The sequence below is a fragment of the Paenibacillus sp. FSL W8-0919 genome, assembly GCF_038003785.1.
Lineage (GTDB): Bacteria > Bacillota > Bacilli > Paenibacillales > Paenibacillaceae > Paenibacillus_AQ > Paenibacillus_AQ lactis.
On the sequence record NZ_JBBOPV010000001.1, the window covers coordinates 2,262,544 to 2,287,044 of the forward strand.

At 52.5% G+C, this 24,501-nt stretch carries 24 protein-coding genes and 1 riboswitch; of the genes, 17 read left to right on the forward strand and 7 right to left on the reverse strand.

The genetic code is table 11. The features are described from left to right. Window positions 1–45: 45 nt before the first annotated feature. Window positions 46–1,671: a putative polysaccharide biosynthesis protein gene (locus NST44_RS09975; RefSeq protein ID WP_210094569.1), complete on the forward strand. Its 1,626-nt coding sequence runs from the start codon at window positions 46–48 to the stop codon at window positions 1,669–1,671. Window positions 1,672–1,757: 86 nt separating this feature from the next. Here the strand turns inward: NST44_RS09975 and NST44_RS09980 are convergent, their stop codons facing one another. Further along, on the reverse strand, window positions 1,758–3,176 hold the full coding sequence (locus NST44_RS09980; RefSeq protein ID WP_007131977.1) for a DUF2515 family protein: 1,419 nt from the start codon (window positions 3,174–3,176) through the stop codon (window positions 1,758–1,760). 111 nt (window positions 3,177–3,287) lie between these two features. Between NST44_RS09980 and NST44_RS09985 the strand changes: the two genes are divergently transcribed. From NST44_RS09985 to NST44_RS10020, 8 genes are all read left to right on the forward strand, one after another. Next, the gene (locus tag NST44_RS09985; protein ID WP_007131978.1) at window positions 3,288–3,632 is read left to right on the forward strand and encodes a thioredoxin family protein; all 345 of its coding nucleotides are present in this window, start codon (window positions 3,288–3,290) and stop codon (window positions 3,630–3,632) included. 215 nt (window positions 3,633–3,847) lie between these two features. Further along, window positions 3,848–4,822 (forward strand): COX15/CtaA family protein, encoded by a 975-nt coding sequence (locus NST44_RS09990; protein WP_007131979.1) that lies wholly within the window; start codon window positions 3,848–3,850, stop codon window positions 4,820–4,822. Between the two features lie 108 nt (window positions 4,823–4,930). Continuing rightward, window positions 4,931–6,700 (forward strand): UbiD family decarboxylase, encoded by a 1,770-nt coding sequence (locus NST44_RS09995; protein ID WP_040740027.1) that lies wholly within the window; start codon window positions 4,931–4,933, stop codon window positions 6,698–6,700. 52 nt (window positions 6,701–6,752) lie between these two features. Continuing rightward, window positions 6,753–7,472 (forward strand): Cthe_2314 family HEPN domain-containing protein, encoded by a 720-nt coding sequence (locus NST44_RS10000; protein ID WP_007131981.1) that lies wholly within the window; start codon window positions 6,753–6,755, stop codon window positions 7,470–7,472. A gap of 119 nt (window positions 7,473–7,591) precedes the next feature. Further along, window positions 7,592–7,740, forward strand: a riboswitch (SAM riboswitch). A gap of 112 nt (window positions 7,741–7,852) precedes the next feature. Continuing rightward, window positions 7,853–8,869 (forward strand): methionine ABC transporter ATP-binding protein, encoded by a 1,017-nt coding sequence (locus NST44_RS10005; RefSeq protein ID WP_007131982.1) that lies wholly within the window; start codon window positions 7,853–7,855, stop codon window positions 8,867–8,869. Beyond that, window positions 8,869–9,537, forward strand: coding sequence for a methionine ABC transporter permease (locus tag NST44_RS10010; RefSeq protein WP_007131983.1), 669 nt, complete (start codon window positions 8,869–8,871; stop codon window positions 9,535–9,537). Before NST44_RS10005 ends, NST44_RS10010 begins: the two co-directional genes overlap by 1 nt. A gap of 65 nt (window positions 9,538–9,602) precedes the next feature. After that, window positions 9,603–10,445 carry a MetQ/NlpA family ABC transporter substrate-binding protein gene (locus NST44_RS10015; RefSeq protein ID WP_007131984.1) on the forward strand — a complete coding sequence of 281 codons (843 nt, stop codon included), beginning with the start codon at window positions 9,603–9,605 and terminating at the stop codon, window positions 10,443–10,445. 284 nt (window positions 10,446–10,729) lie between these two features. Beyond that, window positions 10,730–11,503, forward strand: a complete 774-nt coding sequence (locus NST44_RS10020) for an SDR family oxidoreductase (protein ID WP_007131985.1) — start codon at window positions 10,730–10,732, stop codon at window positions 11,501–11,503. A gap of 76 nt (window positions 11,504–11,579) precedes the next feature. Here NST44_RS10020 and NST44_RS10025 read toward each other — a convergent pair whose 3' ends face one another. Then, window positions 11,580–11,825: a NifU family protein gene (locus NST44_RS10025; RefSeq protein ID WP_007131986.1), complete on the reverse strand. Its 246-nt coding sequence runs from the start codon at window positions 11,823–11,825 to the stop codon at window positions 11,580–11,582. An 82-nt stretch (window positions 11,826–11,907) separates the two neighbouring features. On the opposite strand from NST44_RS10025, the gene NST44_RS10030 reads away from it, so the two are divergent. Beyond that, entirely contained in the window at window positions 11,908–12,159 is a 252-nt protein-coding gene (locus tag NST44_RS10030) for a YuzB family protein (RefSeq protein WP_213616274.1), read from the forward strand. A gap of 53 nt (window positions 12,160–12,212) precedes the next feature. Here the strand turns inward: NST44_RS10030 and NST44_RS10035 are convergent, their stop codons facing one another. Further along, window positions 12,213–13,271, reverse strand: coding sequence for an NAD(P)/FAD-dependent oxidoreductase (locus tag NST44_RS10035; RefSeq protein WP_144868116.1), 1,059 nt, complete (start codon window positions 13,269–13,271; stop codon window positions 12,213–12,215). Between the two features lie 188 nt (window positions 13,272–13,459). Then, the gene (mqnE, locus tag NST44_RS10040) at window positions 13,460–14,566 is read right to left on the reverse strand and encodes an aminofutalosine synthase MqnE (protein WP_213616276.1); all 1,107 of its coding nucleotides are present in this window, start codon (window positions 14,564–14,566) and stop codon (window positions 13,460–13,462) included. A 393-nt stretch (window positions 14,567–14,959) separates the two neighbouring features. Between mqnE and NST44_RS10045 the strand changes: the two genes are divergently transcribed. Further along, the gene (locus NST44_RS10045) at window positions 14,960–15,319 is read left to right on the forward strand and encodes a HesB/IscA family protein (protein WP_007131990.1); all 360 of its coding nucleotides are present in this window, start codon (window positions 14,960–14,962) and stop codon (window positions 15,317–15,319) included. A gap of 1,058 nt (window positions 15,320–16,377) precedes the next feature. Here the strand turns inward: NST44_RS10045 and NST44_RS10050 are convergent. Further along, a complete protein-coding gene (locus NST44_RS10050) occupies window positions 16,378–16,587 on the reverse strand; it encodes a hypothetical protein (protein WP_028404799.1) in 210 nt (69 codons plus the stop codon). Window positions 16,588–16,807: 220 nt separating this feature from the next. Between NST44_RS10050 and NST44_RS10055 the strand changes: the two genes are divergently transcribed. Both NST44_RS10055 and NST44_RS10060 read left to right on the forward strand, forming a co-directional pair. Further along, a complete protein-coding gene (locus NST44_RS10055) occupies window positions 16,808–17,470 on the forward strand; it encodes a YheC/YheD family protein (RefSeq protein ID WP_028404800.1) in 663 nt (220 codons plus the stop codon). Between the two features lie 282 nt (window positions 17,471–17,752). Beyond that, window positions 17,753–17,896 carry a sporulation histidine kinase inhibitor Sda gene (locus NST44_RS10060; RefSeq protein WP_028404801.1) on the forward strand — a complete coding sequence of 48 codons (144 nt, stop codon included), beginning with the start codon at window positions 17,753–17,755 and terminating at the stop codon, window positions 17,894–17,896. Window positions 17,897–18,108: 212 nt separating this feature from the next. On the opposite strand, the gene NST44_RS10065 is transcribed toward NST44_RS10060, so the two are convergent. Continuing rightward, a complete protein-coding gene (locus NST44_RS10065) occupies window positions 18,109–19,110 on the reverse strand; it encodes an NAD(P)/FAD-dependent oxidoreductase (protein WP_007131994.1) in 1,002 nt (333 codons plus the stop codon). Between the two features lie 480 nt (window positions 19,111–19,590). Between NST44_RS10065 and NST44_RS10070 the strand changes: the two genes are divergently transcribed. Both NST44_RS10070 and NST44_RS10075 read left to right on the forward strand, forming a co-directional pair. Beyond that, window positions 19,591–20,784 (forward strand): NAD(P)/FAD-dependent oxidoreductase, encoded by a 1,194-nt coding sequence (locus NST44_RS10070; RefSeq protein WP_210094562.1) that lies wholly within the window; start codon window positions 19,591–19,593, stop codon window positions 20,782–20,784. Further along, window positions 20,785–21,039, forward strand: coding sequence for a hypothetical protein (locus NST44_RS10075; protein WP_007131996.1), 255 nt, complete (start codon window positions 20,785–20,787; stop codon window positions 21,037–21,039). 368 nt (window positions 21,040–21,407) lie between these two features. Here the strand turns inward: NST44_RS10075 and hemQ are convergent, their stop codons facing one another. Further along, the gene (gene hemQ / locus NST44_RS10080; RefSeq protein ID WP_007131997.1) at window positions 21,408–22,157 is read right to left on the reverse strand and encodes a hydrogen peroxide-dependent heme synthase; all 750 of its coding nucleotides are present in this window, start codon (window positions 22,155–22,157) and stop codon (window positions 21,408–21,410) included. A gap of 262 nt (window positions 22,158–22,419) precedes the next feature. Here hemQ and NST44_RS10085 point away from each other — a divergent pair, with 262 nt between their 5' ends. Both NST44_RS10085 and NST44_RS10090 read left to right on the forward strand, forming a co-directional pair. Continuing rightward, window positions 22,420–22,719 carry a YuiB family protein gene (locus NST44_RS10085; protein WP_007131998.1) on the forward strand — a complete coding sequence of 100 codons (300 nt, stop codon included), beginning with the start codon at window positions 22,420–22,422 and terminating at the stop codon, window positions 22,717–22,719. A gap of 263 nt (window positions 22,720–22,982) precedes the next feature. Then, a complete protein-coding gene (locus NST44_RS10090) occupies window positions 22,983–24,485 on the forward strand; it encodes a DnaD domain protein (RefSeq protein ID WP_028404802.1) in 1,503 nt (500 codons plus the stop codon). Window positions 24,486–24,501 lie beyond the last annotated feature (16 nt).

A 24,501-nucleotide genomic window follows, 5' to 3' on the forward strand; every position in this document is an offset into this window, starting at 1 on the left:
AGGGGTGCTTAACAAGCGCTATTGGAGGAGAAAGAAGGTAAGGAATTGTCTAAGAAGGAATCATTCATAAAAGGCACGATTATCCTGGCCGTGGCGGCGCTGGTCGCCCGCGTGCTGGGACTTGTGCAGCGGGTGCCGCTGGAGCACATGCTAAACGATGTGGGGGATGCTTCCTTCACGATTGCCAACAATGTGTATTTGATGCTGCTGACCGTCGCTACGGCCGGTATTCCGAGCACGCTCAGTAAAATGGTTTCCGAGCGGCATGCGCTGAATAAGCCGGCCGAGGCTCAGCGCGTATACCAAGCGGCGCTGATCTTCGCCGGAGCGGCTGGCGTTGTCATGACGCTGCTGCTGTATTTCGGAGCGCCGTATTACGCGACCCATGTCGCGGAGGTGCCGGAATCGGCCGCGGCCATTCAGGCGCTGGCTCCGGCGCTGCTGCTGTTCCCCGCTATCGCCATGATGCGGGGGTATTTCCAGGGCCGCAACAATATGTCGGCCGGCGGGATTTCCCAAATCGTGGAGCAGATTGCAAGAGTGCTGACTGCTATCGGTCTAGCCTATGTGCTGCTGCGGTTGGGGTATGACGATACTTGGGTAGCGGCTGGGGCCTCCTTCGGCGGCGTGCTCGGCAGCATCGGCGCCTTCGCGGTCATGCTGTATTTCGCCGCGAAGCTCCGGCGCAGTGACCGGGAGCAGAAGCTGCCCCCGGCAGACCGTTCGATTCCGCTCGGCGGCATCTACAAGGATATTTTCAAGTTATCGATTCCGATCGTGTTGTCCTCTCTGGCGGTCCCGGCGGTCAACTTCATTGACGGCTCCATCGTCAAGCCGCTCCTGACGGGCGAGATCGGAGCGGCGCAGGCGACCGAGGCGCTCGCCGTATTGGGCACACGGGCGCAGAGCGTTGCGGGCATCCCGCCGATCCTGGCCATTGCCCTCAGCACATCGCTGATTCCGATCATATCGGCGGCGTTTGCCAGACGTGATCAAGAGCATCTGGAGCGGCAAGTCACGCTTGCCATGCGGATCGGGATTTTGACCGGCATGCCGGTGGTCATCGCGCTGGGAGTAGCGGCTTACTCGGTGAACGGTCTCTTGTTCAGCTCGCTGGGCGGCAGCGGAATCATTGCATTTCTGACTTTCGGCACCATTTTCCAGATTACCATGATGACGACGAACTCGATCTTGCTCGGCATCGGAAAGGCCAAGCTGTCCATGATTCACGTGATGATCGGCGTTGCCGTCAAGCTGGCGGCCAGCTTCCTTCTGGCTCCCTTGTTCGGCATCTACGGCATCATTGGAAGTACGGCGCTGTGCTTCCTGGTCATCACGCTGCTTAACATCCGGTCGATTAAATCGATTGTATCGTTCTCGATATTGGGAAGCCGCTGGCTGGGATTCCTGTGCACCGTCGTAGCGGCAGCGGGAATCGGCTACGGGTTGAACCAAGCGGGCATTCAACTGGTTGAGGTGATCCCGGCACGATTGGCATTCCTGTTAACATGCATCATCGTCGGAATTGCCGTCGTTGTGATTTATCTCGTGCTGCTTGTCGTGTTCGGCGTCATTCGCCAGTCCGAGCTAGGCAATTATCCGCGTCCACTCCAGAAGGTATTCCGCCCTCTGATGAGACTGGCGCCTTCACGGATGCGTGAGCGGGGATAACTTTGCGTCTATATAATCGATAGTGGAAAATGTATTTGCAGAAGGACTGTTCTGATCCAAGGGATCGAGAGCAGTCCTTTTTTCAACTATCCATGCTTTGGTTGGTTCTCATGAGCGACATCGTGGGCCATGGCCGTCTTCTCCAGCTGGGCCCGGTGCGCGTGGGTCATATCGAACAGCAGCGGCCGGACCGGTTCACGGAATAGCCGAAGCTTGGCGGAGCTGCGATACCAATCATACCGCGGGATCGGGCCGGAGGGCGTATCCTGCCACACGGATTCCAGCTCGGGGCTGTACAGGCGTTTCCCTGAAGGGAGCCACTCGGATTCCAACAGCACGCTGCTTTCCTTGCCGTTGTTAATGGCCGCCTGCTTGTCCGCGGTGAAAAGCGCCGGCCAGTATTCGGAGCGCGATCCCCGGTGCGGGGTGGACCGGGCGAAAGCGAGCGCACGACGGTGCACCTCCTCGTATCCGAAGAGCAGCCCGTAGAGCGATTTACCTGCTTTGATCCGAGCCGTCAGGCTGTCGAATTTGGGAAGGGTGAGCCCCGCAAGCGGCCGAAGCGGGAGCTTATTGCCTGCAGCGGAAGGGGCTACGCCCCTGGTAAGGGCTTCTTCTTGCCCAAGGGGAAACAAAATTTGATTGAATCTCGCGAGCTCATGCAAACGAAAATACGGATGCTTCAGAACCCGGGACCGAAAATACGGGTCCTGGGCAACCCGGCCTTCAATGTAATTCTGTTCATTTAGGATGAGGGCAACGGCGAGCATAGCGCCGTGATCGGGTTCCCGCCAGAAATGCTGCCAGAAGGGAAGCATGAAGGCCGAGACATGAAAGCATGGCAGGAGATGAAACAGCGGCTCGCCCAGCTTCCGGCTGTGCATGTACAGCAGCAGCTGGGGGTAGGCGTCCTGAAAGATCAAGGCGTTGCATCGTTCTAGAAAACGGTACAGATTCACTTGAAATTCGGAATTCGTTAGATCCGACAGCAAGCCTCCTTGCAGGTCGCTCATGTTCCAGCCGGCATTTCGGGAGACCATATGGGCAAGAAAGGCCCAATGCAGCTCCGGAAAGGCTTCATAGCAGCTAAGGTAGGCCTGCGTGCGCGAGATGTTGCTCCGATTGGCATCCATGACGGTGCTTTGAATGGATTCCACTATTTCTTGTTCCCTGGCATTAAATCCGTCTACGGAATTCACGGCCCGAATAAAGGGCAAGCTCATGGCGGGTGGGCTCGCGTTCATTTTTATTTCCTTGTGCTGCCTGCGGGCGATACGCTTTAGCTCGGACCGGAGGCTTCGCGCTGCGACCGCCTCCCAGCTCCAGTCCTTCCGGCCATCCCGGAGCTTGGAGGATATTTCCCAGGAGGTCACCCGTCCAGTCAAGGCTTCGACTGCGGCTTCCGCCAATGTGGACACCCATCTGCGTATGGATCCGGACCACGCCTGTTTGTCTTTTTCGCCTTGCTGCATCCCGTTCTCACCTGCCGTTAGTCGCTTGGTCATCTTGGCGATTGCTCTATCTTGGTATTGTCAGTATGTCACGAATATTTGACTTCCACTCCACATTTTGATTCACTAAAGTTGAACCATTTCGACGAAAAGGGGAGATCATCCATGGACAAAATCACTTCGGAAGCCGAATTTCAGGTTGCTATCCAGTCTCCGCGCTTGACTGTCGCAGTATTCAAAGCAGACTGGTGCGGTGATTGCAAGTTTATCGATCCATTCATGCCGGATGTTGAGCAGAAATTCTCGAACCAGCTGACCCTGGTAGAAGTTGACGTCGATGCTGTCGGCGATGTAAGCCAGCAGCAGAACATCCTCGGTATCCCTAGCTTCGTCGCCTATGCCGACGGACGGGAACTTGTCCGCTTCGTCAACAAATTCCGCAAATCCCGCGAGGAAATCGAAGATTTCCTGCAGCGTGCGGTGGATGTGTACGAAACGATTCATAAGTGAGCATAACGGGAATGATGCACAACGCACCGTCGCCTATGGATGATCCCTTGGCGGCGGTGTTGTTTTTGGCAATAAGCTTCTCCTAATTTTGAACATTTTGTCACAATCGTTAAAGTGACCGTCGCGGCATAATCAGGTATAATGAAATTTAGACTGCAATAAGGAATCCGCTATTGATGGCGGATTGTTAAGAATATAGGCAGCAGGTGAGATTAGTGAATGATAAACAATTAAAATGGCTGAGTTACATAACATGCGCAGTCATGTTCTTCGCCACCTTCGGGGGCATGGTCGTTACCAAGACCGACTCCGGGCTTGGCTGTGGACAAGAGTGGCCGCTGTGTAACGGAAAGTTTATTCCCGCTTACACCGTCTCCTCCTTGATCGAATACTCGCACCGCGCTGTCAGCGGGATGGCCGGCTTGGCCGCCCTGGCTTCCCTGATCGCATTTTGGAGATACAAGCGTGACCGCAAGGATCTGATGGCTTATGTGGTCATGACATCGGTGTTCGTGATTGTACAAGCGATTATGGGAGCGCTCGCAGTCGTCAAGCCTCAGTCGGCGGCCGTGATGGCGCTGCATTTCGGCTTCTCGCTCATCGCATTCGCTAGCTCGGTTATGCTTGCGCTGGGCATGCGGAGGGTAGAGAAGGCGAAGATGCCGCTTGGATCGGAGCGGCTGCCCCGGGTCAGCAATGGTTTTCGCCGACTCGTCTGGGGGGCGACGATTTATACGTATATCGTGGTATATATCGGAGCATTCGTAAGCCACACCGACTCGAGAGAGGGGTGCTCCGGCTGGCCGCTCTGCAACGGGGAAGTGATTCCGGAGCTCGGCGGCGGCGTGGGCATTGCCTTCATGCACCGGGTGGCGGCTCTTCTGCTGCTCATCGTAGTAGCCGTAATGGGACATTTCGCTTATTGGCGAAACCGGGACAACCGCGAAATTCAGATGCTCGGAGTTTCGGCAACGGTGCTGTGCTTGCTGCAGATTTTCAGCGGCGCCATCATTATGGCCACGATGCACAATGACGAAGTCTATGTATTCTCCGCGCTTGGTCATACCCTTCTGATCTCTGCGCTGTTCGGCGTGCTCAGTTATTTGAGCGTGAGGGTATGGCAGCTAAGAGAATTGGCACCGGTCGAGCAGCAGGGCGAATTGGAGCTGCGCGGGGAGAAGATCGGCTAATTCCCGTCACTACAGTATGCAACATGGAACATTTTAATATTTGTGCAGGCGAAGTCCCCGAAGCGAAACATGCTCGAGGACTTTGTTGTACCCGAAGGAGTGGAGCACTTGATTTACCAGAATCTACGCCAATGGCTTGAAACGCTTCGCAAGGAAAATGATCTTGCTGTCATTGAAGCACCGGTGGATCCGTATCTGGAGCTGGCTGAAATTCACCGGCGCGTGATCGAAGAGGGAGGACCTGCCCTGCTGTTTACCAATGTGAAAGGGACGCCTTTTCCAGTGGCAACGAATCTGTTCGGAACCGCGCGCCGGGTCGACATGGCATTCGGTCCGCGCCCGGAGCAGCTGATGAAATCGATCATCGGGGCAACCGATAAGCTGCTGCCGCCTACGTTTTCCGCGCTGTGGAATGAACGCGGGCTGTTTAAGGATATTTTAAAGGTAGGGATGAAATCCGTGCCTCAGCAAGAAGCGCCGGTGATGGGCGTCAAGGTGACGGAGAATCCGCTCAAGCAGCTACCGCGGTTGACCAGCTGGCAGGAGGACGGCGGACCGTTCATCACGCTGCCGCTCGTCTATACCGAGAGCCCATCGAAGCCGAAGGATCATAATCTGGGCATGTACCGGATTCAAATTTATGATGACTCGACCACCGGAATCCATTGGCAGATTCATAAGGGAGGCGGCTTTCACTACTTCGAGGCAGAGCAGCAGAATCAGCCGCTGCCGGTGTCCGTCTTTGTCGGCGGCCCACCTGCGCTGATTGCCTCCGCTATCGCACCGGTGCCGGAGCATCTGCCGGAGCTGCTGCTGGCTTCGCTGATTATGGGCGGCAAGCTGCCGATGACGGACAACCCGCTTGGCGGACACCGCATCCCGGCAGAGGCGGAATTCGCGATCAGCGGAATCGTACCGCCGCATGAGCGCCGTCTGGAAGGCCCTTTCGGCGATCACTACGGCTATTATTCCCTTGCGCATGACTTCCCGGTGCTTCATGTGAAGAATATGTGGCATCGCAAGGACGCCATTTATCCGGCAACGATCGTCGGAAAGCCGCGGCAAGAGGACTACTACCTCGGCGAGTTTCTGCAGCGCCTGCTGTCCCCGGCCTTCCCGATGGTGATGCCGTCGGTCCGCTCGCTTTGGACCTATGCGGAAACCGGCTTCCACGCGCTGACGGCGGCGGTCGTTCGGGAGAGCTATTCCCGCGAGGCCCTCGTCTCCGCGTTCCGGATTCTGGGCGAGGGTCAGCTGTCGCTCACCAAAATGCTGATGCTGACGAACCGGCCGCTGGACCTGTCGGATTTCAACGAGACGCTTGAAGCGGTGCTGGAACGATTTAATCCGGCAACGGATTTATTCATATTTAATAAAACCTCGCATGATACGCTGGATTATACGGGGCAGAAGCTGAATCACGGCAGCAAGGCCGTGCTGATGGGGATCGGGGAGCCGATCCGCGAGCTGCCGCGAAGCTACGATGAAGGGGATATTCCGGGAATTTCCCAGGCGGTCGCATATTGCGGCGGTTGCCTTGTCGTATCCGGGGCATCCTATGAGAAAGAACCTGAGCTGGCCCAGCGCGTCATGGAGTTCATGCATGCCCGCAGCACGAAATGGCCGCTGGTGATCGTCGTGGATGATGCCAAGTCGACGTCCGCCACGCAAACTTCGTTCTTGTGGACGGTATTTACCCGCTTTAATCCCGCAACGGATATCTTCGCCGCCAGCGAGATCGAGCATCATCATCTGTCGTACAAGCTTCCGCTGGTCATTGATGCCCGCATGAAGCCCGGATACCCGGATGAGCTGTTCCCGCGGGAGGATATCGTAAAGACGGTGGATGCCCGCTGGAACGAATATTTCGGCAAATGACCAGTCCATCCTAGAGGGAATCAGGGACATTTTGACGTAGGAGGTGCGGCCAATGCTTCGTTTGTTGCTTGGGGAACAACCGCGGCAGAATAACGGGCTGCTTGAAGAAGCGATCGAATCGATGGTCAAGACGAGCCAGCTGCTGAAGAAGGAAATGGAGAAGAATCAGGACCCGACGCATGACTTTCGCAAGCTTGAAATATGGACGCGCGGTTTGATCGTATCGCTCGATGAGCTGGAGCAGAGCTGGAATGCAGCGAAGCATTTCAGCCGGTCGGTCAACTCGGGATATGTGGATGACATGTCGATTGAGGAGCAAGGGGAATACCGGCGCTATGTTTATTTCTATAAGAACGGATTTATTCGGGTATTCTCAATCCTTGACAAGCTGGGGACAGTGCTGAACGATCTGTACGATCTCAACACCTCGAAGGTGAAGGAGCATTTCTCCTACTTCACCGTGCTTCGCCAGTTCAAGTTCCTGAAGGCGCACGGCGAGCTGTCCGCAGAGCTGGAGGCCATAAAGGAGCGCTATAAAACGCCGATGAACAAGCTGCGGAAACGGCGCAACACCGAGATTCATTACATGAATTCGGAAATGCAGGACGACCTGTGGCAGCGCCATCAGGGATTGTCGGAGCGAATCGAGCTGGAGGATATCGGGCAGCATTTGGACGAGCTGGAGCAAGGGCTTGAGATGGTGTGCCAAAGCCTGAGAGCATCCTACCGGTATACGAACCAAATGTGGGCGAAGAACGGGATCCGGGCTTGATAGAGCCGACCATGAAATTCCTTTTGACAAAAGGGCGAAAAAAAACTATACTAACAATTGCATTCATGAATATGATTTGAAAAACACATCAATATAACGAAAAAATTTCATATCGAGTTTTCTTATCGAGAGAGGCGGAGGGACAGGCCCGATGAAGCCCGGCAACCGGCTCCAGCGTTGATTGCAAGTGCAATGAACGCAAATGGAGTGACATGGTGCTAATTCCTTCAAAGCAGCGCGACGTAAAGGCTGCTTTGACAGATGAGAAAAGGCGTCGACTTTATGTAAAGAGAGCCCTTTTTGATTCTGCAAAAAGTGGCTCTTTTCTTTTGCGGGTAAATAGATATGAAACGTTAGCACGAAAAAAGGGGGATCACGGTTTGATTGAACTGAAGCAATTGACGAAGCAGTACGGAAAAGCCGGCCGAACGACCACAGCATTATCCGGATTGAATTTGTCGATTGAAAAAGGAGAAATATTCGGTGTCATCGGACATTCCGGGGCAGGCAAGAGCACGCTCATCCGCTGCATGAATTTGCTGGAACGTCCGACGTCCGGCGAGGTGTGGGTAGGCGGCGTCAACCTGACGAGCCTCGGAAAGAAGCAGCTGCAGGCGGAGCGGCGGAAGATCGGCATGATCTTTCAGCATTTCAATCTGCTGTCCTCGGCAACGGTCTATGACAACATCGCCTTTCCGCTTCGTCTGATCAAGACCTCGAAGGCGGACATCGAGCGCAAGGTAGGCGAGCTGCTGAATTTGGTCGGTCTTGCGGAGCATCGGGACAAGTACCCGTCCCAGCTGTCGGGCGGCCAGAAGCAGCGGGTAGGAATCGCCAGGGCGCTTGCAAGCGACCCGGAGGTGCTGCTCTGCGACGAGGCGACCTCGGCCTTGGACCCTCAGACGACGGATTCGATCCTGCGGCTGCTGCTGGATATTAACAAGAAGTTTAACCTGACGATTGTGCTGATTACGCATGAAATGCATGTCATTCAGAGCATTTGCGACCGGGTAGCGGTCATTCACCAAGGCGGCATTGTAGAACAAGGTCCGGTGACGGAAGTGTTCCTGAAGCCGAAGCATGAGGTTACGCGGGAGTTCATCCGTCAGGAGATGGACAACGGCGATGCATTGCGATTGGCGCTTCAAGGAAAAGACGGGGGTTCCTCGCAGGCGGTGCAGATCACGTTCCTCGGGTCGAAGACGTACGAGTCGATCTTGTCGCATACGGTCCATGAGACCGGGGTTAACTTTGCGATCCTGCAGGGGACCATCTCAACGATCAAGGAAACGCCGTACGGGCAGCTGATCGTGCGGTTTGAAGGCAGCGAAGGCGCGATTGAAGACACGATCCGCAGACTGCTGGATCAAGGATTAGACGTGGAGGTGATTCATTGATGCTCGGACTGGATTTTTCTCAGGTGGATTGGAATGAGATTGGCACGGCGACGCTGGATACGCTGCGCATGCTGGGCGCTTCGGCCTTGTTCAGCTTCATTATCGGTCTCCCGATCGGGGTGCTGCTCTATATGGCTGCAAGATCAACGTCAGGCTTGGTTCGCTTCGGCTACTCCATCCTGTCGTTCATCGTGAACATTCTGCGGTCGGTTCCATTCATCATTCTGATCGTAGCCATGCTTCCGATTACGAAGTCGATCGTCGGCGTATCATACGGCGTGCTCGGGACCATTCCTCCGCTTGTCGTCGGCGCGGCGCCGTTCTTCGCGAGACTTGTGGAGACGGCGCTGAACGAAGTGGATAAAGGCGTCATCGAAGCCGCCCACGCCATGGGCTCGTCCACCAGCCAGATCGTGTTTCGGGTACTGCTTCCGGAGGCACGCCCGGGCTTGCTGGCAAGCATGACCGTCACGATCGTGACACTCGTATCGTATACCGCGATGTCCGGCCAGGTTGGCGGCGGCGGTTTGGGGGATTTGGCGATCAAGTACGGTTACTACCGTTATGAGACGGAGATTATGATTTTGGCCGTTGTCTTGATGATTGTGTTGGTGCAGCTCCTGCAGATGGCGGGAGACCGGCTGGTGCGTCATTTTACAAGAAAATAACGGATTGCTGGAGCAACAAGGAAGACATCATATAGATAAACTATTTTCGGAGGGAGAGTTTTAGGATGAAAAAATGGGTATTGGCATTCATTAGTCTGACTTTGGTCGCGGTGCTGGCTGCTTGCGGCAGCAAGCCTGCGGATAACGCATCGGAGCCTGCGGATACAAACGGCGCTGCGGGACAAGAGAAGGTAACCATTAAGGTGGGTGCTTCGCCGGCACCGCATGCAAAGATTCTTGAGCATATCAAACCTGCGCTCGAAAAAGAGGGCGTGAATCTGGAAATTGTCGAATTCACCGATTATGTGCTGCCGAATACGAAGGTCGACTCCAAGGAGATCGACGCGAACTTCTTCCAGCATAAGCCGTATCTCGATAACGAGATCAAGGAACGCGGATTGAAGCTGGAGTCCGTTATCGCCGTACACGTTGAGCCGCTTGGCGCTTATTCCAGAACGATCAAGTCGGTCGACGAGCTGAAGGACGGCGCCGTGGTCGCCATTCCGAACGATCCGTCCAACGCGGGCCGTGCGCTGACCCTGCTGTCCAAGAACGGCGTTATCAAGCTGGCGGACGAAACCAAGCTGGAAGCGACCGCGAAGGATATTACGGAAAATCCGAAAAACTTGGAGTTCAAAGAAGTGGAAGCTGCCATGCTGCCTCGCATGCTGGATGAGCTTGATCTTGCTGTCATCAACACGAACTATGCATTGGAAGCCGGCCTTGACCCAACGAAGGACGCGCTGTTTATCGAAGACAAGGATAACCCTTACGCGAACCTGCTGGTAGCTCGCCCGGACAACAAGGATTCGGAAGCTATCCAGAAGCTGGCGAAGGCGCTGACTTCGGAAGATGTGAAGACATTTATTGAACAGGAATACAAAGGAGCCGTTATCCCGGCATTCTAATGTGCAGATGTAGGCAGGATGCCTACGGAAGCGGATCCGGCCCGGATTATGGTTAGACCGGTTAACTCCGGACAGAAGGATCTACTGAATACAACGAACTTTTCGTATAAAAGGGGCATCCCGACCATGCTGCGGCTTGTGCAGCTAATCGGGACCCCTTTCTTTTCTTTTGAGGAAAGAAAATGGCCGCTCATATCTTGCAGGATTCCGGTCTGTCCTCAAGTTGTGGGGAAACAGCAAATCTTTTATACTGAAGGAAGGCGATACTCGAAGGAGGGAAACCATTGAAGGGAAAAGTGGCGCTGATTACCGGCAGTGCGACAGGACTCGGAAAAATGACTGCGCTGTCGTTAGCACGGCAGGGATGCAGTATTGTTATAAATTATGTCAACAGCAAGAATGAAGCGGAGGCGCTCTCCCGCGAAATTGAGAGCTTCGGCGTTAAATCCATCGTGGTAAAGGCCAATATTGCAGACGAGTCCGAGCTGTATTCCCTAGTTGATCAGACGGAACGCGAGCTCGGCACCGTGGATATCCTGGTTAACAACGCGGGTCCTTTCATCCGGGAAAGGCGCCTGTTCTCGGAATACAGCCGGGATGAAATCGTACATATGGTGAACGGCAACCTGACCGGCGTCATGCTGCTTGACCATCGGGTGCTGCCGGCAATGAGGGAGAAGCGATGGGGACGGATTATCCATTTTGGCTTCGGCCATGCCGGGGAAGCGCGCGCTTGGCCCCAGCGTGCCGCTTATGCGGCGGCCAAGGTGGGGCTCGTATCCTTCACGAAATCCTTGGCGGTCGAAGAGGCACCCTACGGAATTACCGTCAACATGATCTGCCCTGGCGACATCCGCGGGGCGAACAAGGAGAAGACGATCGACGAGGTGGCCGGCATCCATGACGGCATGACGCCCCGGGGACGCTCGGGCAGCGGCGAGGATATTGCAAGAGTGATTGAATATCTGTGCATGGATAAATCGGACTTCATTACAGGCAACATTATGGATATATCCGGCGGGCTGGATCCGATTCGTCCTTTGATCAAGCCGGAATAAGCAGGCCATACCATACCGTAACAAAAAAGAGTCTTGGATCCCGAGGGGAGCCAAGACTCTTATACTAAACACAAGATTAAAATACTTGCACTACTTCTTGAATGCCTTCTACTTCCTCAACCAGGGCGCGTTCAATCCCTGCCTTCAAGGTGATGGTGGAGCTTGGGCAGCTGCCGCATGCACCCATCAATTTCAGCTTAACGATGCCGTCTTCAACGTCGACCAATTCCACGTCACCGCCATCGCGCTGCAGGAACGGACGAAGCTTATCAAGCACTTCAGCCACTTCATCGTATACAGTGGTTTGCGTGTTATCGCTCATCTTGTTCAACTCCTTTCCTCCCTATATTATAGTACATAAACCGGCAAATTAAAATGCCAATCTTAAGGCGGGGCTGTGACCGATGACCATCTATATTGAATTTTGCACAAGCAACTCCTATTTCGGAACGGATCAAGCATTGCAGAAGCTGGAAGGTCAATACGACTGCCAGGTGATCGAGTACGGCTGTCTGACCAGCTGCGGTCAATGCTATTTGATGCCCTTTGCGTATGTGGACGGCGACTGGGTGGAAGCGCCCACGGCGGAGGAGCTGTATGACAAGATATGCCGCCGGCTCGAAGCTTTGGTGGAAGGGAGGGAGCCCGAAGATTGAATCGGGCTCCCTATCCGCTTTAATGAAGCGGGATCGCTGAATCTATGATTCGCCTAGTAGTGGCGCTTGGATTTCCAGAGCACGCCGCTCTTCAAAATCCGCGGCACGCGTCCGATGACCGAAGTATTGCCCATCAGTCCGAAGCCCGCATGCTTGCCGAGAGAGCCGAGGGTTCCCTTCAGCTTCAATGGCGATACCTTCGGCACATCATCGCGCCATAATGCCTTCATGACGTGGCCGACCTGCTCGGCTTGCGCGCCGGCTGCCTGGGCGCTCGGTACGAACGGAAGGCTCGCGCAGTCGCCGATGACATATACCTCCGGATGGGAAGGAACCTGATAGTATTGGTTCAGCAGAACGCGTCCGCTGCGGTCTTTTGGCAGATCGAGGTCCTGCACCACTTTTACAGGCTGGATGCCTGCCGTCCATACGGCCAGATCGGTGGCGATCGGCGTATCGAGATTATAGACGGCATCCTTCTCCACTCTGGATACCGAGACCCCGCTGTGGATATCGACATGATGCTCCTCGAACCAGCGATGAATATAAGCGGACAACCGGTTGGGAAAAGAAGAAAGCACCCGCTGTCCTCGGTCCAGGATGGCGATATTGAGGTCAGGACGGCTTTCGCGAAGATCGGCCGCGAGCTCGATTCCGCTTAAGCCTCCGCCGATGATATGGACCTGGCTGTACGGCTTCAAATTGTTCAGCCGCAGATAGGTTTCCCGGGTCGCGGCGAACGACTGCAGGCTGTAGGTATACTCCTCCGCGCCCGGTACTCCGTGGTAACGATCCGTGCAGCCAAGCGCAATGGCGAGCTGATTGTATTCCACGGGATCCTGGTCCAATATGTTCACGCGCCGGTTCTCAAGATCAATCGATGTGACTTCACCGTACAGGATCTGAAGCCGGTCATAAACCGGGAACTTAACACGAACGGCGGTATCGGCCACCGTGCCGGCTGCCAGCGCGTAGTATTCGGTCTTCAGTCCTTGGTAAGGCATGCGGTCGATGAGCACGACCTCCACGTCCGGGGGAAGATAGCCGCTGAATAATTCCTGAATTAAGGCAAGACCACCATAGCCTCCGCCGAGAATGACGAGCTTGTTCATAAAATTCTTCCTTTCTCAAGAGATAAGAATGAGAGATTGTTCGTAGGTGCCAGTCGCAAGAAAAACGCCGCTAGAAGCGGCTAGGGATCCCCACACTATAATATCTCTTTAACCTGTTTTCCGTTATTTCGAACGCTGATGCGGGTGCCGAATTCTCCAGATGGTTGGGGATTAGGCTGATCGATCGTTTATTCGTAAACCTTGATCTCGTTATAGAACGTGTCCCGTTCAACCGGGATGCGGCCTGCGCCTTGAATGAGCCATACGAGCTCTTTGCGCGTAAGGCCTTCCGGCGTCAGTGCCCCTGCAGCATGGCTGATCCGTTCCTTCAGAATCGTGCCGTGCACGTCCGAAGCGCCGAAGCTGAGCGATACCTGGGTCAATTGCGGGCCGATATTGATGAAATAAGCCTTGATGTGATCGATGTTATCCAGCATCAGCCGGCTGATCGCAATGGTCTTCAGATCCTCGTAGGCAGAGTTGCGGCGCATGATGCCGGCATTTTTACTCTTCGGCTGCATAGACAATGGAATGAAGACAAGGAAGCCGCCGGTTTCATCCTGTAGATCCCGAATCTGCATCATGTGCCGGATCCGGTCCTCATGGCTCTCGATCGCCCCGTACAGCATGGTGGTATGGGTCTTCATGCCGAGCTGGTGGGCGGTGCGGTGGACTTCAAGGTACTGGTCGACATTGGCTTTGTCCACCTTCATTTTCTGACGGTACTGGTCGGACAGGATCTCGGCTCCGCCGCCGGTGAGGGATTTGAGGCCCGCCTTCATGAGCTCTTCCAGCACTTCCTTCGTGCTCAGACCGCTGATGCGGGTGAAGAACTCGATCTCGGCTGCCGTGTAGGCCTTCAGGGTTACGTCAGGGAAACGCTCGTTCAGCGCTTTGAGGGAATCGACATAATATTGGAACGGCACATGATTATTATGTCCGCCGACGATATGGAATTCACGGATGCCCGGGTGGATATGCTGTTCAACGTATTCGATCATCTCGGGACCGGACAGCGTATAGGAGCCTTCCTCGCCCTGATCCTTTCTGAAATTGCAGAACGCGCAGCGGGATTCGCACACGTTCGTAAAGTAAAGGCTCATGTTCTCGATAAAATATACTTTCTTGCCGTTCTTGCGTAGATTCGCTTCATTGGCCAGCTGCCCGAGGGTCAGCAGGTCGTCCGTCTGGTACAGGTACACGCCGTCTTCGAGGTTGAGGCGCTCGCCGCTCCGTACCTTCTCAATGATCTCAGCCATTCTCCGATCGGTAAATGGTGTTATGATTGTGGACATACTTCCATCCTCCTGTTCACACTTCAGCTTCCGTGAAAATCCGGCAGCTGAAATGATCATTAAGTAATCACTCCCCGCAGGGAACGGTCCGGTTCTCAAGGGTACAGCATCAACGTAACGATAGGGCTGAATAAAAACCAAACTTTGTGAAAAAATATACAACTGTAGACCGCCATAACCTTTTTCCCACGCGAGATGCGGGAGTGTGACAATAATCTGACAGTTGCCGCCCATGTTCCTCCCCTATTATAAACCTGACCCTCCGGGGTAGCAATACAAATAGACGAATTGGAAAAAGGGAATCCGCAGGAAGAAGCGGCGGGCATTTACGGCCTTGAGGGATTGAGGGAAGAGGAGTATACTTAAGAGTGAACGAAAAGGAGGGTGACCTAAATGATTACAATCAGCGACACAGCTGCAGAGCGTTTGAAAGAGATGCTGGCTGAGCAGGAAACACCGAATATGTTCCTTCGTTTGGGTGTCACGGCCGGCGGATGCAGCGGTTTTTCGTATGCGATGGGCTTTGACGACCAGGAGACGGAAGATGATGTATATATGAACGTTCAGGATATGAAGGTGGTTGTCGAGAAGGACAGCATGAAATATTTGAACGGTCTTGAAATTGACTTTGAGGAATCCGGCATGACCGGGGGCTTCACCATCCATAATCCGAACGCTACCGTCACTTGCGGCTGCGGCTCGTCCTTCCGCACGAGGGAAGATGCGGGTAAGCCAAGCGCTGAGCCTTGCTAAAACCGGAGTTTCGGCGTTAATGGATTTCGAATGTGTCGAACTGAGGGCTTGTGAAAGCATAGCCATGATTGTGGTTTGTACCGGTAAAAACGCAGTCCTCAATCGCGATATGGAATAATAACAATTCTGAGTAAGCGTTTTGGGATTGTGGATCACGACCTTCATGACGGTGAATAAACCGATATGGAGGTCGTTTTTAATGTCTCTGAAAACTCCTTTGTACAGTAAATGAATAATTATTTATTATATGGGTGAATGCGATTTTAATGGTTATACTGAAATCTATGGTTCAGCAAGTGCAAAAGAATTAAAAGATCTTCTGGAAAATAACCCTGAAATTTTAGTGATTGACACTGAAAATGGGGACCAGCTACCTCTAGGTCTTTTTTGGAAATATGAACTTAGTAAGTAGGTGGTGAAAAAAATTAGATTTTCTTCATTGCAATATGCCTTCATTATTTTCTCAATGTTTGGGATCTGTTTTTTTATTAATGGTTTAATCATTCAGAATATTCTTGATCAAATTGTGAGTCACAAATTTAATATTGTAATTCAAGGAATATTCGCATCCTTCTTTGCACCTTTCTTGATTGGAGTTAAGGAGAAGCGAGTCACAATACTTAATTTTATCAAAATTGTTGTTTTAGTAATTCTAGTTCAACTAGTACTACCACTTGCTTCCTTTCAATTAATACGGCCGCTTTATTCAAGATACGAAAGTATTTTTTATATGGTAGCAGAAATATTACCATTTTTTGTATTTGAAATGAACTATGTAATTATGTCAATAGTAATTAATATTATTTCACTTTCTTTCGGCCTTTATATCGGTAGGAAACTAAACGGGGAGGCTCTATTGTAGAAACCGTATTCCTTCGATGGCCCATAAAAAATGCAGCTTTTCTTCATCGACGAAGAAAAAGCTGCATTTTTTTAGATAGCAGAAAAGTATAAACTTCGCGGAGTCAGCTTCCTGATATCGCGATGAAAAACTACCGCTAAACGAGGTCTGTCATCTTTGAATGTACGACGATAGACGTTTTTCTTATATTGCCCGCTCAAGCCGGGAAAAAGAACGTATCGTTCAGCATCAGCACAACCATCGCTGCTGCGACCAGCGAGAAGACGATACAGCCGGCTCCCAGGCCTCGGCGCTTATCCTTGATGAACCTGAAGCCCAGCACGAAGATAACAACCGTGACCGCTGCAAGGGCAAGCGACATGCCAATCATGGCAATCCAGTACAACACTTCAAACAAGCCAGCCAAAATGAAAATCCTCCTTGATCTAAAATCCCTATGTGTTATTAGTTATGGACATCCTGATGGTTTTACTATACGACAGAACACAGCATTTGGAAAGCATACCGGTACAGACGACACGATAATGCCAAATTATTAGGCATACCGTCACGGACAATCATCCAAGAGGATACAGGGCGGATCGAATACGATAACGTATGTCATGATAAAAGGAGGCGAAAGCAGCATGGCGGGAAGACAGCTGGCCAGCAAGTGGCTCAAAACGGAGGCGCTGCTGACGGATCCGCAAGTTGCTCCCTACATTCCGGCTACGATGCCGTATGCAGCGGATACTCTGGTCTCAATGCTGGATGAGCACGGCATGGTTGTGATTAAGCCGATCGTAGGAACTGGAGGCAACGGCGTGATCCGGGTACTGCAAGACGGAACAGGTTACTTGATCACCCATAAGAGGCGTTCCGTTCATGTAAATACACAACAATCTATGCAGTATGTGTTGTCCAGAATGAGGCTCAGACGACGCTACATCATCCAACAAGGCATTCATCTGGCCAGTATTCAAGGCCGTCCGCTGGATTATCGGGTGAAAGTGGTCAAGGAAAGGGGCAGATGGGAATTCCGCGCGATGCTGGGGAGACTTGCAAGTCCGGGGCTGTTCGTCACGAATATTTGCAAGGGTGGATCACTGCTCCGGCTGCGTCATGCGCTTCGTTTATCCCTGCCGCACATCAATGCTTGGGAGAAGCGGAATGAAATGCGCCATCTGACCCGGCAGTGCATCGCCATTCTGGAAGCAAGATTTCCGGGGATCGGCGAGCTTGGCTTCGATTACGGGCTCGATCATGAAGGGAAGATTTGGATTCTTGAAGTGAATACAAGACCGGCCTAATAAATACGAAATTTTCCATATTATATCGTTTATACGAATTATTCATAGGGTAATAAAAAAATAACAATATATTATTGATTAAATTTTTTTATAGGAAGTTGTTCACGATCCTGTGTATAACAATTATCCCCATAATCCACTTTGATATGACCTCGTTTTTAACACTTACCAACAAATTATACACAGGATTTCCACAGAAGGTTGTGGATAAGCGAACAGTTGTTCCGTTTTTCTATGTCTGATATGATAGATTCAGGAAATTTGAGGAAGGGTGTGAGAGGGATGGCTATGTTGACGGATGAGATGCTGCTCGATTCCTATCATATGGCTGTTGAATTGAAGTTAGAGCGTGAGTTCATTACTCTACTGCTGGCCGAAATTCATAAACGGAACTTGGACACCAATTCCGGCAGCATCCTGCATTAATTCACATTTTTCGTATAAAGATCAGATAGATTACGACGCTGCATGCGTATAATGCGGGATGAAACAACCTGGTTCTACATATGTAGATCAACCGAATAGAAAAGGTATCTTCGATGGAAGGATCATCCCTTCTGATCAAAGATACCTTTTTTCTTGCTTTAAACACTGCTCTATTGCAGCAATTTCATAGATAGTAGATTCTTAGGCCGTGATTAAAGCTTCATGTTGCTGCTGTGGCCCGGAGCCAGTCTTGCTTCCGGATCGATGTATACTTTCGCGTTGTTGATCGCGGTAGGCGCCTCGCCGAAGCCGACGGCGATCAGCTTGACCTTGCCCGGATATGTCGTGATGTCGCCGGCCGCGAAAATGCCGGGAATGCTCGTCTCCATGCGGGAGTCGACGACGATGGAGTTGCTCTCGATCGCGATTCCCCATTCCGAAATCGGTCCAAGCGAAGAAACGAAGCCGAAATTGACGATCACGTCATCCACTTCGATCTCCTGTGTTTCCTTTGTTTTGATGTGGGTCAGCGTCACCTTGCTGATCGTATCTTCACCGTGCAGCTCAGTGATCTCTGTAGGAGTAATGATATTCACCTTGGAAGCCATCAGCTGCTCGACGCTGTGCTCATGCGCGCGGAACTTGTCGCGGCGGTGAACCAGGGTCACCTGCTCGGCAATCGGTTCGATCATCAGCGCCCAGTCTACGGCCGAATCACCGCCGCCGCTGATCAGCACCTTCTTGCCTTTGAAGCGGCTTAGATCGTTTACGAAATAGTGAAGATTGCTCTTCTCATATTTCTCCGCGCCCTCGATCTCCAGGCGGCGGGGCTGGAATGCGCCAACGCCAGCCGTAATGATAACCGCCTTGGCGTGGTGCTCTCCGAGATTCGTCTTGACGACAAAGTGGCGTTCTTCCAGCTTTTCGACAGACTGGACCTTCTCCTCCAGGCGGATATCCGTGTTGAACAGATCCATCTGTTTGGACAGATTGTCCACAAGCTCCTGGGCCGTAACCTTCGGGAAGCCTGCCACATCATAAATATATTTCTCAGGATACAGCGCTGCCAGCTGGCCGCCAAGCTGAGGCATGCTCTCAATCAGCTTTACCGACGCTTGGCGCATCCCGCCGTAAAACGCAGCAAACATCCCTGCAGGTCCGCCGCCGATAATCAATAGGTCGGTCATGCTGTTGTCTTGTGGCGTCGTTGTCATGCGGTAAGCACCTCCGTTTATTAGGGTTCTATTCGAATCAGACAGACGATTGTCTAAGATTATGCTGATTCATGAATTCCCTAACTATTATAATCGTCACGACCCGGCATGAAAAGTCGAGAATTGAGCTAAAATACCTACACTTGCGATGATTGCGCTTACTTTACACGAGGGGGGATGCGATGCGGCGGGGCCTACATATTAACTGGCAAAAAAAACTTGATCTTTGCTTGCTTTATGCATATTATTAACGTGATAACTTGTGTTCATAGCAGGTTGACTGAATAGGACAGCATCTGGATAAACATCCGAATCCACCCGGGTTTTCGGGCCTGGACGAGCATGGACGGACACAGTCAGGTCAAATCGTGAAATGGGCTCTGATGAGGGGCTCTTCTCTTTTTTTGCATGCTTTTCACAAAATGTTAACAAGTAAACCATACTATATATATAAAGAGTCAAGCCGGAAGGAGCAGGAGAATGAGCAGCATACCGAAGATCGTAATCCTTGGTGCGGGTTACGGGGGCATATTGACAGCGCAGCGGCTGCAAAAAGAGCTGAATTATAATGAGGCCGACGTTACTTTGGTGAATCGACATGACTACCATTATATAACAACGCATTTACATATGCCGGCAGCAGGAACGGACAGCATCGAGAATACGCGGGTATCCATCTCGAAGCTGATCGACGAATTCAAGATCGATCTGGTGAAATCCTCGGTTCAAGAGATCCGACTTCATGATAAGAAGGTTATTCTTGAGGATGGCACCCTATCTTATGATTATCTCGTGATCGGACTCGGCGGCGAGCCGGAGACGTTCGGCATTCCAGGGCTTGCCGAGCATGCGATGACGATCCGGAGCATTAACTCGGTGCGGCTGATCCGGGAGCATATCGAGTATCAGTTTGCTTTGTATAAAAATGAACGCAGACCGCAGGAGCGCATTAACTTCGTCGTTGGCGGCGCGGGCTTCAGCGGCATCGAATTCGTCGCGGAGCTGGCTGACCGCATTCCGAAGCTGTGCAAGGAATATGACGTTGACCCGACGCTGGTGAACATTTACAACGTAGAGGCTGCGCCGTCCGCGCTGCCGGGCTTTGCGCCGGAGCTGGTCGATTACGCGATCCGCGTGCTGGAGAAGAAGGGAGTCACCTTCAAATTCGGCGTAGCCATTAAAGAGTGCCTGCCTGGCGCCGTCCTTCTGAACAACGGGGAAGAGATCCGTTCCCAAACCGTTGTGTGGACCGGCGGGATCCGGGGGAACCGCCTTGTTGAAGCGGCGGGCTTCGAGACGATGCGCGGCCGCGTCAAGGTGGACGAGTATTTGCGGGCTCCGGGATACGAGAACATTTATATTATCGGCGACAACTCGCTGATTTTTAATGATGAAGGCCGTCCTTATCCGCCTACCGCCCAGATTGCCATGCAGCAAGGCGTTTGCTGTGCGCAGAATATCGTGGCTTCGATCCGCGGCAAGGCGATGCGGAAGTTCGAATTCCATAACAAAGGCACAGTTGCCTCTCTCGGCAAGGGAGAAGGAATCGCCGTCGTCGGCGACAAGAAATATCAGGGCTGGAAGGCCGCTCAGCTCAAGAAGCTGGTGGATTTGCGATACCTCTTTATTATCGGCGGCATTCCGCTTGTCCTGAGAAAGGGAAGGTTTCTGTAAATGAGACACTGCAGCGTTCAGGTGCGGGGACTGCTCACGAGAGAGGAGCTGGACCGCTATAATGCATTGATGGAGGTCGGCTCCTATCTGGAATCGCAGGAACGCTACGACCTGGCGTATACGATCCAGCAGGAAGTGGATATTCTCATCCTTCCCGCCATTGAGCGACTGAAGGAAAAGGGGCGTGCCCGGGACCGGGCGACGGCCGAGTATTTGGAAAGCCTGAGTAAGCAGGAGCAGGAAGACGACGAGTAAGAGGGATGACGTCTTGGAGTGCCACGAAGCACATGAAGATTTTCATTCTGCATTCTAGTATAGACGATCGCTTTCTTGGTTCTAATCCCAAAAAAGGTGGAAGACATGCTCGAAGAGAGCACCTGTCCTCCACCTTTTTCGTTTAAGGGAGCGGCTTGGTGGTCGAAGGCTTTCCCAAAGGAAAATCTTGCACCGCACACACATGCCTAGAGTGAATGTCTCCGTTGGATAGAGGCTCCCCATTGAAGTGGGGACAGCGATGGGAACTATAAGCAGTTCTCGCATTGTCCCCCAACACAACAAGAGGGCCCCGCCAGATCAAAGATCTTTTGGGAAACCCTCTTAATTGTTGCAGCGAATGGCGACGTTTAAACCTTCATAAGCTCGGTAAACGAGGCTTGGTCCAGCAAGTTGCCGACATAGAACGGCCCGAACTCGCCAAAGCGTGCGCTGACTTCATCAAAACGCATTTCATAGACAAGCTTCTTGAACTGCAGCGCATCGTCCGCGAACAGGGTAACGCCCCACTCCCAGTCGTCAAAGCCGACGGAGCCGGTGATGATCTGCTTCACCTTGCCGGCATATCCGCGGCCGATCAGGCCATGGCTTTGCATCATCGATCGGCGCTCATCCATGCTCAGCATGTACCAGTTGTCCGACAAATCGCGCTTTTTGTTCATCGGGTAGAAGCAGATATGCTTTGCTTTCGGCAGGGATGGCTTCAAGCGGGCCACGACATGCGGATTTTGCATCGGATCCTCGTTCGAGGAGCCTGCCAAATAGTTGCTCAGCTCGACGATGCTTACGTAAGAGTAGGCTTTGGTTGTGAACTGAGCGAAGGTTGTTTTGTTAAAAGCATTCTCGATCGCGTTCAGTTCCTCCAGCGTCTCGCGCAGGTGCATGAACACAAAATCGGCCTTCTGACCGACAATCGTATATACGGCGGTGCTTCCCTGCTTGGCTTCGTCAACGGCAGCCCACTCCTCAAGGAAGCCGTTCAGCTCGTCCAGCGCAAAGGCGCGAACCTCATCGTCCGCGGCTTTCCAGGCGGACCAATTGATCGTGCGGAAATCATGCAGGGCATACCAGCCTTCAAGCGTCATTGCAGCTTCGTTCATGAGATCACTCCTAAACAATATGTTCGATAGCTCCCGAGCGGATCACCGCTTGCTATCATGACAACTCCCTACATTGTACTGTACACGCGGTCCGCAGAGCAAACGCGTCACAATTCATTCACGGATTGTTCGTTGATCTGTGACATTTTTTTTAGTAAACTAGCTATTAGCTGAAGCTGAGGCCTTGCTGTATCTTGCTGCACAGCAGCAACCTGATAGGCTGCTATGCGTAGGCGATAAAGAAGAGGTGAATAAGGCGACCATGCTTCAATTTATTCCTGTACTTGTACTGATGATTCTATTCTTTGTCATGATGTTCGGTATCGGCTTTATCCTTAATATGCTGATGAAGACGACCTGGTTTCCGTGCTTTTTGTTTGTCATCGTCATTCTGCCGGTCGTTGTATACAGCTTGTGGGATCGGAGTCAGACGCCGTTTTGGACTCACGTCGGATCATTCCAGCTGGTGGATTACCTGACCGGCGTTGCCGGACTGATCGGCGCTTATATGAGCGGATGGACGATCAAGACTTTGCGGATCAAAGGCTTTAAAATGTTTTAGAACATGCAGCAGCGATTTCATAGGAACATTTTACGCACATGCGGCATATCCGCTTCAAGGGATTTGAAGCAGGAGCAATAGGCGAATAGGATGATGGCGGCGGCTCTTCGATACTGGGGGCCGCCGCTTATTATTCGCTCTGAACGAATGAGGCGCTTGCATGGAATTCCAATATTTTTGATGCAAAAGAACCGACTTCCGATCCCTTGATTTGTGATAGAATAGAGGAAGTCTATTTTTGGGCGACAGGGGGAGCAACAGCGATGCGCATGACTAATTTTTTATATTTTACCGAGAATCACCGTTACTGCGTATACCGTGACTTCTGTTTGAGCAGCTTGGACGACAAGATGCTCGGCTCGATATATCAGCCGATGGTAGGCGCCTTTGCGATCAGCCTGTACCGTCTTTTCGTCCAGCATGTGCCGGCCGAGAAGGTCGGGTACTCGGCGATCGAACAGCAGCGGCGGCTGTTTCTGACGCTGGGGCTGGAGCCCAGTGAGAAAGGACGCCGGTATCTCATAGAGCAAACCTCCAAGCTGGAGGCGGTAGGCTTGCTGCAGACGAGCCGGATGTTCGTCCCCGAGACGGACGACTACATCTACGAGTATGAGCTGCAGGCTCCGCTCAGTCCTGCCGAATTTTTCAACACGCAGCATTTGACACTGCTGCTCCGCGATAAGGTCGGCAAATTCGCCGTACTGTCGCTCCGCGAGGAGCTGTGGAGCAAGGAGCCCCATGAATGGTCGGGCATTTCGCTGAACAAGGAGAACATTTCGGTTCCCTTCTATGATATTTTCGAATTGAATACCCATGTGATCGATTACGAATTGGAGCAGGCTCTGGAGGAGGTAGCGGTGTCCAGGCCGGCCTTGCCGCCGACCCCGCCGGGAGAAGGGCTCAATTATGCGGACATTATCCTCCGCTTCCCGCGCGAGTCCCGCAATCGGGTGTTCGTGGAGCGTCTCCGCTACGATCATGAGCAGATGGGGATTGTGAATTACGTGGTCCGCAAGTATGATCTCAGCGTTCAGGACCTGTGCCGTCTTCTGGACGAGGACGGAATCTTCACCGAGCACGGGGAAATTGTCCTGGACGATCTGCAGCACAAGGCGAGCCTTCATTTCCGCCAGGGAATGAAGCTTCAGGAGAAGAGGCAGATTACGGCCGGCAAGGTGGTAGCCCTGCATCAGGAATTGAATACGGATCCGGATAAGCCTGCCGAGGAGCATGCCGTGCAGATGGAGTATTACGTCGAGGTGCCTGCGCAGTTCCAATCGAAGTGCGATATTCATCAATATAATATGATGCTGCGCAATGAGCCGTATACCCGGCTGCTGCAGACGTTCTTCCCGGGGACCGTACCCGCGCAGTTCCTGGACATTTTCGAGAAGATCGACCTTAGTTACAAGCTGCCGGGCGAGGTCATCAACGTACTGATTCATTATTTGGTGTCGTTGATCGCCGTCGGCGGCGAGCAGCGGATCAACCGTAATTTCGTGGAGGCGATCGCCTCCAACATGCTGCTGAAGCAGGTTAACAGCTATGAGAAGGCTGTTCAATATATAAGGGACCAAGCCAAGATGAAAGGCAAGCAGAAGCAGGGCTCAACACGCACGCGTACATACGCTAGAAGCGGACAGGCGAAGCCCGAAATTCCGGTGGCGCTGGAGACCGATAAGGGCGAGGCGGTAACGGATGAAGAATTCGAAGAGATGATGAGGTTCGCTGCAGAGATGCAGGCCGGCAATAAGAAAGGCGTATAAGAACCAAAGATCCTAT